The sequence below is a fragment of the Luteibacter sp. dw_328 genome (genome assembly GCF_018449605.1).
Taxonomy (GTDB): Bacteria; Pseudomonadota; Gammaproteobacteria; order Xanthomonadales; family Rhodanobacteraceae; genus Luteibacter.
Window position 1 is genome coordinate 331,569 of the sequence record NZ_JAAVUW010000005.1, and the last position, 13,938, is coordinate 345,506.

The window sequence follows — 13,938 nt, forward strand, 5'->3', positions numbered from 1 at the left end:
AGAGCCCCGAGTGGACTGCCTTGCGTCATGAAGCGCCTGACGTCCGGGTGAAGTTTTGTGAAGTCTCGCTTACGCCACCGCCGCGATACGCGCCGGCTCGCCCCTGCGGATCCTTTCCAGCTCGGCCATCTGCTGCTGCACGATCTGGCATTGCGGCGTGCTGGTGCGCTGGAACAGCTCACTGGTCCACTCGATGAAGGCCTGCACGCGCGCCGAGAGGTGGCGCTTCTGCGGGTAGACGATCCAGAGGTTGGAGCCGGTGGAGATCGTGTCCGTCATGATGATCTCGAGCAGGCCCTTGTCGAGCGCGCTCGCAGCGAGGCAATGGGGTGCCTGGATGATGCCCAGACCGGCAATGGCCGCCTGGATCACCGATTCGCCGTCGTTGATCATCATGTGGGCATCCACGTCCACGGCGACGCGACCACTCGGGGAGTCGAACTGCCACTGGGACGGCTTGCCCGTGCTCGGGTGGACGAAATTGACCGTGCGATGGGTCTTCAGGTGTTCGATGGTCGTCGGCACGCCGTGGCGGGCCAGGTAGGCCGGCGAGGCACAGAGTACGTTGCTGAAATGACCGATCTTGCGCGCGATCAGGCTGGAATCGGCCAGCTCACCCATGCGAATGGCGCAATCGAATCCTTCCTCGTTCAGGTCGAACGGGAAGTCGCACATGGTCAGCTCGAGGCGGATATCGGGAAACTTTGCCTCGAATTCGGCGAGGTTCGGGATGAGCGCCGCACGCCCGACAGCGGACGACGCCGCCACCCTGAGCTTGCCCGCAGGCTTCGTTTTCGCATACCCCAAGGCTTCGGTGGCCTCGGTCAGATCGGCGAGGATCTCCTTGCAACGTGCGTAGAACGCGGAGCCATCGTCGGTCAAACGCAGTGAACGCGTCGAGCGAAAAAAGAGCCGGGCACCGAGGCTTTCCTCCAGGCGGGAAATCGCCCGACTGACACCCGACGGCGTCATCTCAAGATGCTGCGCTGCGGAAGAAAAGCTCTTGGCCTCAACCACGCGCACAAAAACGCTGATAGCGGAAAAGTCTTCCATCGCGGACTCCGGGGGTCTTCATTCGTGACTGTGAATCACAGGCGCGATGATTGTAGACCCATTTAAGCCTTGACGAGCAAGACTTAGATTACGCCCCCTGAGACGGACCGGCTTGATCTCAACCAAGGTTGAGGTTGCATCCTGCACCGCCGCACGACTTTCCCGCCTACTTATCAAGCTCTCAGGACATCGTCATGAAGAAGAAACTCCTGTTCGGTTCGTCCGCGCTCGCGGTCGCGATCGCTTCGGCGCTCTGGCTCAGCGCCGGCAGCTCGCCGACGCACGCCGCCGAGCCCGCCGCCGCCAAGCCCGCACCGGAAGTCACCGTGGCCCAGGTGTTGCTGCGTCCCGTCTCCGATGCCAACGCGTTCACCGGCCGCATCCAGGCGGTGGATACGATCCAGATCAAGCCGCGTGTCAGCGGCTACGTCGACTCGGTGCATTTCCGCGAGGGCGCCGCCGTGAAGAAGGGCGACCTGCTCTTCACCATCGACCCCCGCCCGTACCGCGCCGAGACTGACCGCCTTGCCGCCAACCTCGCCCAGGCCAGGGCGGAAGCGAAGAATGCGGACGCCAATGCGGCCCGCGGCAGCAAGCTGGTCCAGCAGCACGCCGTGTCTCAGGAAGAAGCCGACCGTCTCGATACCGCCGCCGCCAGCGCCAAGGCGCAGGTCGCTTCGGTACAGGCAGCGCTGGATAACGCCCGCCTCAATCTTTCCTTCACCGAGGTTCGCGCCCCCGTGGACGGCAAGGTCAGCAATGCCCAGATCACCGCCGGCAACCTCGTCACCCCGACCGACACGCTGACCAGCGTCGTCACCGTCGACCCGATGTATGTCTACTTCGACGTGGACGAGCAGACCTTCCTCAAGCTCGATCGCCTGCGCCGCGCCAGTGGCCATGCGCCCGACGTGGAAATGGGTCTGGCCGACGAACAGGGCTATCCGCACATCGGCAAGATCGACTTCGTCGACAACCAGATTCGCGCCGGTGCCGGCACGATCCGTCTGCGCGCCGTGTTCCCGAACACCGACGGCGAGTACACCGCCGGCCTGTTCGCGCGCGTCGAACTGCGTAGCGGCAACACCCAGCCGCGCGCCCTGATCGACGACAAGGCTGTGGGTACCGACCTCGGTAACAAGTTCGTCTACGTCGTCGGCAAGGACAAGAAGGTGGAATACCGCCGCGTATCGACCGGTGCCCTTGTGGATGGCTTGCGCGTGGTCGACTCCGGCCTCAACGCCGAGGACGTCGTGGTCGTGAACGGCCTGCAGCGCGTGCGCCCGGGCGTGGAAGTGAATGCGAAGCGCGTGGCGATGGCCTCGCTGGTGCCGGAAAGCGCGCGTAACGTCGCCGCCGCCCGTCCCGCCGGCGTCGACAGCGTGGCGAAGACCCAGGACTGATTCCTCATGAAAATCGCGCAATATTTTGTTGAACGCCCCATCCTGGCGGGCGTGCTGTCGGTGCTGTTCCTGATCGCGGGCGGTATCGCCGTGTTCAAGCTGCCCATCAGCGAATACCCGGAGGTCGTCCCACCGACCGTCGTGGTCAAGGCGAGCTATCCCGGCGCCAACCCGAAGGTCATCGCCGAAACCGTCGCCACGCCGCTCGAAGAACAGATCAACGGCGTGGAAGGCATGCTCTACACCTCGTCGCAGTCCACCAGCGATGGCCAGATGACCCTGACGGTCACCTTTGCCCTCGGCACCGACCTCGACAACGCGCAGGTGCAGACGCAGAACCGCGTCGCGCAGGCCCTGCCCCGACTGCCCGAGGAAGTGCAGCGTCTCGGTGTCACGACGACCAAGAGCTCGCCCGACCTGACCATGGTCGTGCATCTGACCTCGCCGGATAACCGTTACGACATGCTGTACCTGTCGAACTATGCCCGTACGCGCATCAAGGACCAGCTTGCCCGTCTCGACGGCGTGGGCGATGTTCAGCTGTTCGGCGCGGGCGAGTACAGCATGCGCGTGTGGATGAACCCGGAGAAGCTGGCCATCCGCAACCTGACCACGGGTGACGTGATCAAGGCGGTGCGCGAGCAGAACATCGAAGTGGCTGCCGGTGCACTCAACGCGCCTCCCGGCCCGAACTCGAATGCCTTCCAGGTCAACATCAACACGCAAGGCCGCCTCGTCACCGAGGACGACTTCCTCAATATCATCGTGCGTAGCGACCCCACCGGTTCGGTCACCCACCTGCGCGACGTCGCTCGCGTGGAACTGGGCTCCAGCAGCTATGCCCTGCGCAGCCTGCTGAATAACCGCGAAGCCGTGGCGATTCCGATCTTCCAGCGCCCGGGCTCGAACGCCATCGCGATTTCCGATGAAGTGCGCGCGGAGATGGCAACGCTGAAGAAGGACTTCCCGCAAGGCGTCGACTACACCATCGTCTACGATCCGACCGTGTTCGTGCGTGGCTCGATCGAAGCGGTCGTGCACACATTGTTCGAAGCGATCATCCTCGTCGTGCTCGTGGTGATCCTGTTCCTGCAGACCTGGCGCGCATCGATCATTCCGCTCGTCGCCGTGCCGGTTTCACTGATCGGCACGTTCGCGGTGATGTACCTGGTCGGCTTTTCCCTCAATGCACTGTCGCTGTTCGGGCTGGTGCTGGCCATCGGTATCGTCGTCGACGATGCGATCGTCGTCGTGGAGAACGTCGAACGACATATCGAGCATGGTCTCGATCCGAAAATGGCCACGCGCCAGGCCATGACCGAAGTGACCGGCCCGATTGTCGCCACGGCGCTGGTGCTGTGTGCCGTGTTCGTCCCCGCCGCCTTCATCAGTGGTCTGACCGGCCAGTTCTATCGCCAGTTCGCCCTGACGATCGCTATCTCGACCGTGATCTCCGCCTTCAACTCGCTGACCCTGAGCCCGGCACTCGCCGCGCTGCTGCTGAAGGGCCGTGATGAGCCGAAGGATAAGCTCACCGTACTGATGGACCGCAGCCTCGGCTGGGTCTTCCGTCCGTTCAATCGCGTTTTCGAGCGTGCCTCGAACTCGTACGTCGGCGGCGTGAAGAAGATCCTGCGTTTCGCGGTGGTGATGCTGGTGCTGTATGCCGGCCTGGTTGGCCTGGGTGTGCTCGGCTTCGCGAAGACCCCGACCGGTTTCGTCCCGCCGCAGGACAAGCAGTACCTGGTCGCGTTCGCGCAGCTACCGGATGCCGCCTCGCTCGACCGCACCGAAACCGTCATCCGCGAAATGGGCGACATCGCCCTGAAAGACCCGGGCGCTGCGAACGCCGTGCAGTTCCCGGGACTGTCGATCAACGGTTTCACTAACAGCACCAACTCGGGCATCGTCTTCGTTACGCTGAAGCCATTCGAGGAGCGCCGCGACAAGGATCTCTCCGCGGACGCCATCGTTGCACGCCTCAACGCGAAGTTCGCTTCGATCCAGGGTGCGTACATCGCGATCTTCCCGCCGCCGCCGGTAAACGGCCTCGGTACGATCGGTGGTTTCCGCATCCAGCTCGAGGATCGTGGTGACCTCGGCTTCGACGAGTTGTACAAGCAGACCCAGGGCATCATCGGGGCCAGCCAGAAAACGCCGGAGCTCGCTCATCTGTTCAGCAGCTTCCAGGTGAACGTGCCGCAGTTCGACGCCGACATCGATCGTGAGAAGGCCAAGTCCGAAGGTATCGATCTGGGCGACGTGTTCCAGACCATGCAGGCGTACCTGGGCTCGCTCTACGTCAACGACTTCAACCGCTTCGGTCGCACCTACCAGGTGAACGTGTCGGCAGAGCCGTCGTTCCGTCACGAACCGTCCGATGTGGTCGGCCTCAAGACCCGCAATGCCGCCGGTGACCTCGTGCCGCTCGGCTCGTTCCTGACGATGCGCCAGACCAACGGCCCGGATCGCGTGCAGCACTACAACGGCTACCCGACCGCCGAGATCAACGGCGGCGCGGCACCGGGATACAGCACGGGACAGGCGCAGGAAGCGATGGAGAAGCTGGTCAACACGAGCCTGCCCAACGGCATGAGCTACGAGTGGACGGAGCTGACCTACCAGCAGATCCTTGCCGGTAACACTGCGGTACTGGTGTTCCCGCTGTCGGTACTGCTCGTCTTCCTGGTGCTGGCATCGTTGTACGAGAGCCTGAGCTTGCCACTGGCGGTCATCCTGATCGTACCGATGGTGCTGCTGTCCGCTATCGCCGGCGTGATCGTCACTGGCGGCGACAACAACATCTTCACCCAGATCGGCCTGATCGTGCTGGTGGGCCTGGCCTGCAAGAACGCCATCCTCATCGTCGAGTTCGCTCGCGAGGCCGAGATCGAAGGCATGAACCGTGTGGACGCCGTGCTCGAAGCGGCCCGCCTGCGACTGCGTCCGATCCTGATGACCTCGTTCGCCTTCATCATGGGTGTGGTGCCGCTGGTGACCTCGCACGGTGCCGGTGCGGAGATGCGTCATGCGATGGGCGTGGCGGTATTCGCCGGCATGCTCGGTGTCACCTTCTTCGGCCTGATCTTCACCCCGCTCTTCTATGTGCTGATCCGCGGTTGGAACGAACGCTCGGCAGCGAACCGTGCTGCACGTCGTGAGCGTCGTCTCCTTGAACACGCGGCTCGGGAGTCGTGATCATGAAAACCATTCTCCGTAGTACGGCCCTGTTCGCGGCCCTCGTCCTCGCCGGTTGCGCGAGCGTGGGCCCCGATTACCACGCCCCGAAAGAAGCGCCGGTCACACTGCAAGGTGTGGACCCGGCGCAGCAGACCAGCGCGGCCTTCCAGGCACAGTGGTGGAAGCAATTCGGTGACCCGACGCTCGACAACCTGATCGTCCGGGCTGCCCAGGGCAGCCCGGACCTGAGGATCGCGGTAGCCCGCCTGAAACAGGCGCGCGCCGCCCTCGGTACCGCGAAGTCGCAGCAGATTCCGGATATCGAGACCGGCGTGGACTATTCACGTGCCCGGGAACAACAACCGGGCTTCACCGACCAGCGCCAGACGATCACCTCGTATCAGGCCGGTTTCGATGCGTCGTGGGAGCTCGACCTGTTCGGCGGCATCCGCCGTTCGGTCGAAGCCGCGCGTGCCGATGCCGGTGCCGGTGAGGCCTCCCTGCAGGACGCCCAGGTCACGCTGTTCGCCGAAGTCGCACGTAACTATTTCGACCTGCGCGGCACCCAGCTGCGCATCGATGTGGCCAAGCGCGACATCACCAACCAGCAGGACTCGCTGAAGGTGATCAATGCGCGTGTGGAGGTCGGGACGGGTGCCGAGCAGGACCTCGCTTCGGCCAAGGCGCGCCTGGCTTCCGTCGAAGCGCAGCTACCCGTGCTCGAAACCCAGGCCCAGGCCGACCAGTTCCGCATCGCGGTGCTGCTCGGCGCGCGCCCGGGTGAGCTCGACATCGATCTCTCGCCGGCTACCTTCAAGCCGATCGACGTCAGCCTCGCCATCGGCGGTGCCGATGAAGTGCTGCAGCGTCGCCCGGATATCCGCATCGCCGAGCGCGAGCTCGCCGCCGCGAACGCCCGTATCGGCGTGGCCAAGGCGGATTACTTTCCGCATATCACGCTGGGCGGATTCGTCGGCTTCCTTGCCGGCCGCAGCAATGACTTCGGCGGTGCGGATTCGCGCGCATGGCAGCTTGCGCCCAGCATCTCCTGGTCGGGCCTCAATGTGCAGCGCGTGGCCTCTGGCGTGAGAGGTGCGCGTGCACGGGCCGAAGAGGCGCAGGCCAACTACGACCGCACGGTGCTTACCGCCCTGGAGGACGTCGACAATTCACTGGTCGGCTTCAACCAGCAGCGTATCCGCGTCGAAAAGCTGGTCGTGCAGGCCAAGGAAAGCCGCCGTGCCGCGGAGCTTGCCAAGCTTCGCTATGACGCGGGCCGTACGGATTACCTGGAACTGCTTGACGCCGAGCGTACGCAGCTCTCGGCGGAAGATCAGCTGGCGGAAGCCGAAGCCGGCATCAACACCCGCGCCGTGTCGCTCTACAAGGCGCTCGGTGGCGGCTGGCAGGCCTGCGGCAACAACGCGTGTAGCGAGGTTGCGAAAGCCCCATGAGCGCCGCGAAGGTTCATCGCCTGCCCGTGCAGACGAAGCGATCGAACCCGACCGCCGCGGAACCGCCGCTCACCCAGCGCATCGCGCTGGTGAGCGGCGCCAATCGCGGGATCGGACTTGAGGTTTCGAAGCAGCTTGCATCGCTCGGCGTTACCGTCTTCATGGGCATGCGCCAGCCGGGCAAGGGCGAAAAGGCCCTGAAGTCGGTGCGAGACATGGGCGGTGACGCGTACGCGATCAAGCTCGACGTGACACGTGCAGCCGATATCGAGGCGGCCGTCGCCAACATCGATGGCCGTTTCGGGCGACTGGATATTCTCGTCAACAATGCGGGTGGTTACTTCGACCACGATGCCCGCGTGTCGAAGCCTGATCTTGAACTCATTCGCGGCGCACTCGAAACTAACCTGCTCGGAGCGTGGTGCCTCACCGCCGCAGCGGTACCGCTGATGCGGCGTCATGGGTATGGACGCGTGGTCAACGTTTCGAGCGAGTGCGCCGTGAGCAACATGTGTGGCGAAACGGCTCCCGCCTATCGCATTTCCAAGGCAGCGCTCAATGCCTATACACAAGTGGCGGCGCGCGAGCTTGAGGGCAGTGGCATTCTCGTGAACGCGGTGTGTCCGGGCTGGACGGCCACCTCGCTCGGAGGTAGCGGCGGACGCCCCGTCGCCGACAGTGCCGAAGGGATCGTCTGGGCCGCACTCCTTTCGGAGCGCGAAGCCGCGAACGGCGGGTTCTTCCGGGATCACGCCAGGCTTGCCTGGTAGAAGGTTGGTTGGAGTCCTCAATTCTTGGGGTCTCCCGCCGTTACTGTTGTCCCGCCGCCAGCCGGTGGGCCTTGTCGTAAAGCGACTGCGCCTTTTCCCGATCGCCTTTCTTCTGGTACGCCTCGGCCAGGCTATCCCACGCGTTCGACGACTGCGCGAACAGGTGCGTGTTGAGGATGAATACGCGAATGCATGCGTCGACACCGAGGTTCTCGCATATCGTATAACCACTCGCATTGACGGCCCGCTCGAGGTCCTTCCCCTTGAGCGCGGACTGCTTGCCAAGGAATCGCTCCATGGCGGCCATGGTGCTGTCGGTGGATGGCCCTGTTGCGAAAGCGATGAGGCGCTCCTGCAGTGCTTCCGCTGGGAAATCGTCGGGCGCAACGGCGGCCATCGCGCTGTCCACCAGTACGCGTGACCAGACGTTTTTGGCGCTCCCGCTGGTGACGTAGATGACAGTGTACCTGTCGCCGCCGAGGTCACCTCTGAAGAGGAGGCGCACCCTGACCTTGGTGCCCCCGTCGTGCCCGACGTTCCAATAGAGGTCGCTGTTACCGTATTCCCAGCCCGTGGCGAAATCGCCGGTTCGGCCGTTTGGCAGCGTCGACTTCTGCCACAGCTTGCTGAGCGTCACCTTGTCGACCAGCTCACCTCGTGCCATGGCACCGAGGAAAACGCGCAGGTCGTCCACGGTCGAGAACAGCGATGCGTGCCCGTAACCATACAGGGGCCACACGATCGGCGGATCACGTTGCAGTTTTCCGTTCTTCCCGATGTATTCCGTGACGGCCCGGTCAGCGGGCACGGCGGATGCACCGAGAAACGTTCCACGCAGCCCAAGCCGACGCACGATGCGTTCGGCCACGATCTGTGGATAGGGCTTGCCGTAGTGTGCCTCCAGCAGCGCTGCAAGGACCACGTAGTTGGCCTGCGTGTAACGCGTCTGGGTTCCCGGGGGGAACTGCAGCGGTTTGTCTGCCAGAGCGGCGAACATCGCTTTCACCGTCGGTGGATACGGCCCGGACGGATGGTCCTTGTCGAAATAATCCGGAATGCCCGAGGTGTGATCGAGGAAGTTACGGACGGTGATCGCCTTCCAGCTGGCGGGGAGATCCGGAACGTATCGACTGGCCGGCTGGTCGACCTCCACGTCACCTTGTTCGATCAGCTGCATCACCAGGGTGTTGGTGAACAGCTTGGCCACGGAGTACATCTCGAAGACGCTATCCACGCTTGCGCTGCCGCTCGCCCCGCGGAACAGCACCTCGTCGTTGTGGGTGACAATGACCGCCTGCCCGGCAATGCCATAACGCTGCTGATTGATCTTCAGCTGTTCCGCCATGCGTGCCGCGGGCGTGTCGGTCGAGGTGGCATGCGCCACCGGAAACAGAAGAAGTGCTGCCAACAACGTGAGGCCCGAGCGATGCCGTTGTTCCATTGATCACCTGCAAGAGCGAAGTGCGTGCCCTTTCCTTACGCGGCACGAAGCGTATCCGCGAAGCTTAGGAAGGTACGGGCGTTCTTCGCAAGCCTTGAGGCCACCGGTTCACCGCATGGCCACGGCTGCGCTGCCGCCAGAACCCCGCTCACTCGGCGATGATCGCTTCGGTGAAGAATCCCGGGCTACCGAAGTTACCCGACTTCAACACGAGGCGCAGGTTCGCGTGCCGTCGCCCGAGCGCGTGCAGCATCGGCACACCCGGCGCGAGCTCGCGGCCGATAAGGAAGGCTTCGATGCCGAGCCGGTCGACGACCGCGCCCGAGGTCTCACCGCCCGCGACGATCAGCCGCGAGAGCCCTTCGTCCGCCAGTTGGGAGGCGATCTCGGCGATCGCTCCCTCAAGCAGGGCCGACACACACTGCACGCCGTGCGAGGCCTGGAGGGCGGCGACACGATCGGGGGAGGCGCTGGTCGCGACGATGGCCGGACCCTCCGCCAGATGCCGACGGGCCCAGTCGACCGCGGCTTTCACGCTCGCGGTGCCCGCAATCAACTCTTCGGCGCCAAGACGCAGCACTGGCCATTCGTGTTCGGCGATGTCCAGTTGCTCGAGGGTGGCCGCCGAGCAGCTGCCAGCGAGCACCAGCGATCCTCGCAAGTCGTCGGGGGCGCGCATCATGCCGACATCACCAAGGCTCTCCCGGTCGACGACGATGGCTCGGGCCAAACCAAGACCCAAGCCCGACGCGCCTGTCGACACATGGTCGTCCAACGCCACACGCCCCAACACCTCGAGGTCACTGTCGGTCACGGCATCGGCGATCACGCTACCGCAGCCGCTTAGTCGCAGCCGTGACAGCTCGGTCCGCACGACGTCGTCACCGGCGCGGATCACCGCCAGCGAGAGCAGCCCTACCGGCAGACGGCTCTGGGCAGTCATCAGGCGGAGCAGGCTGGAGTCCCGCATGGGCGTGATCGGATGGTCCTTGAGGGGACTCTCATCGAGGCGGTCGCCGCCCACGAACAAATGCCCCTGGTAGACCGTGCGTCGATTGCGCGGAAAGGCCGGGCAAACGATGGGCATGGCACGATGTGGCATAGCCAGGGCTTCGGTCACCGGTCCGATGTTGCCCTCGGCCGTCGAATCGAACGTCGAGCAGATCTTGAACAACACGTGTGCCGCGCCGTGCGACCTCAACCACGCGTCCGCGGCGAGCGACTGTCGCACGGCGACGTCGGCGGAAACCGAACGGCTTTTCAGCGCAACGACAACGGCGTCCACGTCGGGCAGCACCATGCCCTCGGGCGGTACACCGATCGTCTGCACCACCCGCAGGCCATTGCCCGCCAGCGTGCTGGCCAGGTCCGAGGCGCCGGTGTAGTCATCGGCAATGGCGCCGAGATAGAGACTCATGCTGCCACCTTTGCGCCGTTCGTCCAGGGTGCCAGCCAGCCGAGGCCATCCTCGGTACGTCCGCGTGGACGGTACTCACAGCCGATATGCCCGATGTACCCGAGCCGGTCCAGTTCGGCGAACAGGAACGCATAGTTCAGCTCCTCGCCGTCGGGCTCGTGGCGCGACGGTACGCTCGCGACCTGGATGTGACTAAGTACAGGCATCGCACGGCGCAGGCGCATGGTCACGTCCCCATGAATGATCTGCGCGTGATACAGGTCGAGCTGAAGCTTCAGGTTCGGCAGGCGCAGTTCTTCGATAAGCGCGAGAGCGGCGTCGACGTCGCTCATGAAGTAGCCGGGCATGTCACGACGGTTGACCGGCTCCAGCAGTACGTCGATCCCAAGCCCCATCGCGCGCTCAGCGCACCATCGGATCGATTCACGGTAGGCGCGCCAATGGTGGTCATCGTTCGGGGCAATGCCTGCCATCAGGTGTACACGCGGCACGCGTAGCGCCCGGATGTAAGGCGTGGCGCGTTCGAAGGCTGCGCGCACGTCGGCGGCGCGCGCGGGGATGGCCGCCATCCCGCGTTCTCCGGCCGCCCAGTCGCCGGCGGGAAGATTCATCAGCACCACGGCCAGGCCGTTACGTTCTACGCGGTCGACCACGTGCTCCACCGGATGGTCATAGGGAAACAGGAACTCGACCGCACCGAAACCTGCCGCCGCCGCCGCATCGAAGCGGTCGAGGAAGTCGTGCTCGTTGAACATCATCGTGAGGTTGGCAGCAAAGCGCGGCATGGCAATTCCCTTAGCGGCGGTCGATGGATGTGGCGGGTTCACCCGGCAGGCCGATGCCTGCGATGCGCGCGTACAGGCGGGCCACCGAGGCATCGTCGTCGCGCCCCATTCCCGCCGCGGATGTCATCACGAAGAGTTGCAGCGCGGCGCTGGCGAGCGGTACGGGGAAGACGCTGGTCCGGCCCATGTCCAGGACGATCCCGAGGTCCTTCACGAAGATGTCGACGGCGCTTCGCGGCGAGTAGTCACCGTCGATCATGTGCGGGACGCGGTTCTCGAACATCCACGAGTTACCTGCCGAGGCCGTGATCACTTCGTACACCTGCTGGAGATCGAGGCCTTCGTTGGCAGCGAAGGCGATAGCCTCCGCGGCTGCCGCAATGTGCACGCCCGCCAGTAGCTGGTTGACCATCTTGAACGCTGCGCCCTGCCCCGCGACATGGCCGAGCCGGTAGACCTTGCCGGCGATCGCGTCGAGTACGCACTCTGCACGGTCGAAGGCAGCGGCGCTTCCGGATGCCATGACCGTCAGGCTGCCATCGGCCGCGCGCCCTGCTCCTCCGCTGATGGGTGCATCGAGGTAATGGCGGCCACTGGCTTCGACCTGCCGCGCCAGGTCGCGCGCCCTGCCCGGTGCCATCGTGGCACATGAAACGAACACGCCATCGGGCGCCATGCGCGTCGCGATGCCGTCGGTGCCGAAGAGGAGTGCTTCGGTCTGATCAGCGTTGACGACCACGCTGACAACGACGTCAGCGAGCTCGGCGGCGGCTGTCGCCGATGTGGCGACGTGTCCGCCGAGCGAGGCAAAGGCATTACGCCGATCCTCGCCGGGATCGAAGCCCGTGACGTGCGCGCCGGCACGCAGCAGACTCGTAGCGACACCGAGCCCCATGGAGCCAAGTCCCGCAACGACCACGCTCAGGCCAGCCCATCGGTCCGCCGTGGGGGGACTCGTCGAATTAACGCCGGGGATCGTGTCCGATCCGCTCATCGACATACGGTTCTCCAGAAGATTGTTGGACTGATTGCGCTACCATCGCGTTACCCACAGGAGCCGGTGCCATGAGCGAGTCACGCCTGCGTGAGCAGATCTGCCTCTTCGCCCGATCGATGTTCGAACGCGGCCTTACCCATGGGTCGTCCGGCAACATCAGTGCCGTCCTTGACGATGGCGGGCTGCTGATGACGCCTACCGATGCATCGCTGGGATTCCTCGACCCTGCGCGCCTCTCGCGTTTCGATGCGCAAGGCCGCTTCGTCGATGGCGACAAGCCCACCAAGGAAGCGCCGCTGCACAAGGCGCTGTACGAATCGCGTACAGGCTCGGGCGCCGTGGTCCATCTGCATTCCACGCACGCCGTGGCGCTGTCCATGCTTCCCGGCCTCGATCCATCGTCCGTGTTGCCACCGCTGACGCCGTACTACGTGATGCGCGTCGGCGATACGGCTCTCATTCCTTACCATCGCCCGGGCGATCCCGCCGTGGCCGACGCCATCCGCGGCCTGGCCGGGCGCTACGCTTCCGTCCTGCTGGCCAACCACGGGCCCGTCGTCGCGGGCACCTCGCTCGCGGCGGCCGTGAACGCGATGGAGGAACTGGAGGAAACCGCGAAGCTGCACATGCTCCTTCGCGGCCTCGATCCGCGCATCCTCTCGCCTTCCCAGGTCGATGATCTCTCCCGTGCGTTCGGCACGACCGGCGCAGTGTCGCCGCATGACGATCACTCCCACTGACTCATGCCGCTCGTTCCAGCTGGCCGCGCAGCAGCTCCGCGACGCGCTCCATGCCAAGGCGCGGACTGGTCAGCACCGGCACATCGAAGCGGACACCCGGCTTGTCGACGACGCGCCCCATCGATACTTGCGCGAGCACGATGAGATCGACATCGGCAGCCAGTTCACGCAACGCCCGTTCGACGATCATGTCGTGCTCATCGGCACGACCCGCAAGCAGGGCATCGAACGCGCCCTCGCACAGGGCTCGCGTGACACGTACGGATTTGCCCGCTTCATGCGCCACGCGCTCGATGAGCCGCGCCGTGGGGTCGAGCGTGGTCTGCACCGTCGCCGCGACGCCGATGCGCGTGGCGCTGGCGACCGCACGCTCAGCCATTGCCTGATCCACCTTCAGTATCGGCACCGAGAGCAGCGGGCGCACCGTGTCCGCCGCTTCACCCACGGACGAGCACGCATTGAGGATAAGGGTCGCACCCATTTCCTGCCCGATCATCATGTACTGGGCAAGGCGGCGGGTTACCGCCGGGGTAACGTGGCCGGCCGCCATCGTGTCCTTGAGCAGGCTGTCGTCGACGAGATTGACGATACGCACACCCGGCAACAACTCCGGCCCGAGCGAACTCAACGGCTGAACGGTGACGGGTCCGGTATGGACGATTACGAGCGTGGTCTGAGTAGGCATGGTTTCATCCTCC

General features: G+C 64.6%; 11 protein-coding genes. 5 read left to right on the forward strand and 6 right to left on the reverse strand.

All coding sequences use genetic code 11. The features are described from left to right. Window positions 1-69: 69 nt before the first annotated feature. The gene (locus tag HB634_RS14175) at window positions 70-1,053 is read right to left on the reverse strand and encodes a LysR family transcriptional regulator (RefSeq protein WP_213949013.1); all 984 of its coding nucleotides are present in this window, start codon (window positions 1,051-1,053) and stop codon (window positions 70-72) included. Window positions 1,054-1,247: 194 nt separating this feature from the next. Here HB634_RS14175 and HB634_RS14180 point away from each other — a divergent pair, with 194 nt between their 5' ends. From HB634_RS14180 to HB634_RS14195, 4 genes are read left to right on the forward strand one after another with little or no spacing between them, the layout of a single operon-like run. Then, a complete protein-coding gene (locus HB634_RS14180) occupies window positions 1,248-2,456 on the forward strand; it encodes an efflux RND transporter periplasmic adaptor subunit (RefSeq protein ID WP_063571335.1) in 1,209 nt (402 codons plus the stop codon). A 6-nt stretch (window positions 2,457-2,462) separates the two neighbouring features. Next, window positions 2,463-5,654, forward strand: coding sequence for a multidrug efflux RND transporter permease subunit (locus HB634_RS14185; RefSeq protein ID WP_213949014.1), 3,192 nt, complete (start codon window positions 2,463-2,465; stop codon window positions 5,652-5,654). Window positions 5,655-5,656: 2 nt separating this feature from the next. Then, complete coding sequence (locus HB634_RS14190) at window positions 5,657-7,090, forward strand: TolC family protein (protein WP_063571337.1); 1,434 nt, start codon at window positions 5,657-5,659, stop codon at window positions 7,088-7,090. Continuing rightward, complete coding sequence (locus HB634_RS14195) at window positions 7,087-7,860, forward strand: SDR family NAD(P)-dependent oxidoreductase (RefSeq protein WP_063571338.1); 774 nt, start codon at window positions 7,087-7,089, stop codon at window positions 7,858-7,860. Before HB634_RS14190 ends, HB634_RS14195 begins: the two co-directional genes overlap by 4 nt. 40 nt (window positions 7,861-7,900) lie before the next feature. Here the strand turns inward: HB634_RS14195 and HB634_RS14200 are convergent, their stop codons facing one another. The 4 genes from HB634_RS14200 to ltnD form a co-directional block, all read right to left on the reverse strand. Beyond that, complete coding sequence (locus tag HB634_RS14200; protein WP_213949015.1) at window positions 7,901-9,301, reverse strand: serine hydrolase; 1,401 nt, start codon at window positions 9,299-9,301, stop codon at window positions 7,901-7,903. A 148-nt stretch (window positions 9,302-9,449) separates the two neighbouring features. Further along, window positions 9,450-10,718 carry a 3-oxo-tetronate kinase gene (gene otnK / locus HB634_RS14205; RefSeq protein ID WP_213949016.1) on the reverse strand — a complete coding sequence of 423 codons (1,269 nt, stop codon included), beginning with the start codon at window positions 10,716-10,718 and terminating at the stop codon, window positions 9,450-9,452. Further along, window positions 10,715-11,503, reverse strand: coding sequence for a 2-oxo-tetronate isomerase (gene otnI / locus HB634_RS14210; RefSeq protein WP_213949017.1), 789 nt, complete (start codon window positions 11,501-11,503; stop codon window positions 10,715-10,717). Before otnI ends, otnK begins: the two co-directional genes overlap by 4 nt. Before the next feature lie 10 nt (window positions 11,504-11,513). Then, window positions 11,514-12,503 carry an L-threonate dehydrogenase gene (ltnD, locus tag HB634_RS14215; RefSeq protein WP_255548589.1) on the reverse strand — a complete coding sequence of 330 codons (990 nt, stop codon included), beginning with the start codon at window positions 12,501-12,503 and terminating at the stop codon, window positions 11,514-11,516. A 65-nt stretch (window positions 12,504-12,568) separates the two neighbouring features. On the opposite strand from ltnD, the gene HB634_RS14220 reads away from it, so the two are divergent. Further along, the gene (locus HB634_RS14220) at window positions 12,569-13,240 is read left to right on the forward strand and encodes an aldolase (RefSeq protein WP_213949018.1); all 672 of its coding nucleotides are present in this window, start codon (window positions 12,569-12,571) and stop codon (window positions 13,238-13,240) included. Window position 13,241: 1 nt separating this feature from the next. On the opposite strand, the gene HB634_RS14225 is transcribed toward HB634_RS14220, so the two are convergent. Next, window positions 13,242-13,925 carry an aspartate/glutamate racemase family protein gene (locus tag HB634_RS14225; RefSeq protein WP_063570482.1) on the reverse strand — a complete coding sequence of 228 codons (684 nt, stop codon included), beginning with the start codon at window positions 13,923-13,925 and terminating at the stop codon, window positions 13,242-13,244. Window positions 13,926-13,938 lie beyond the last annotated feature (13 nt).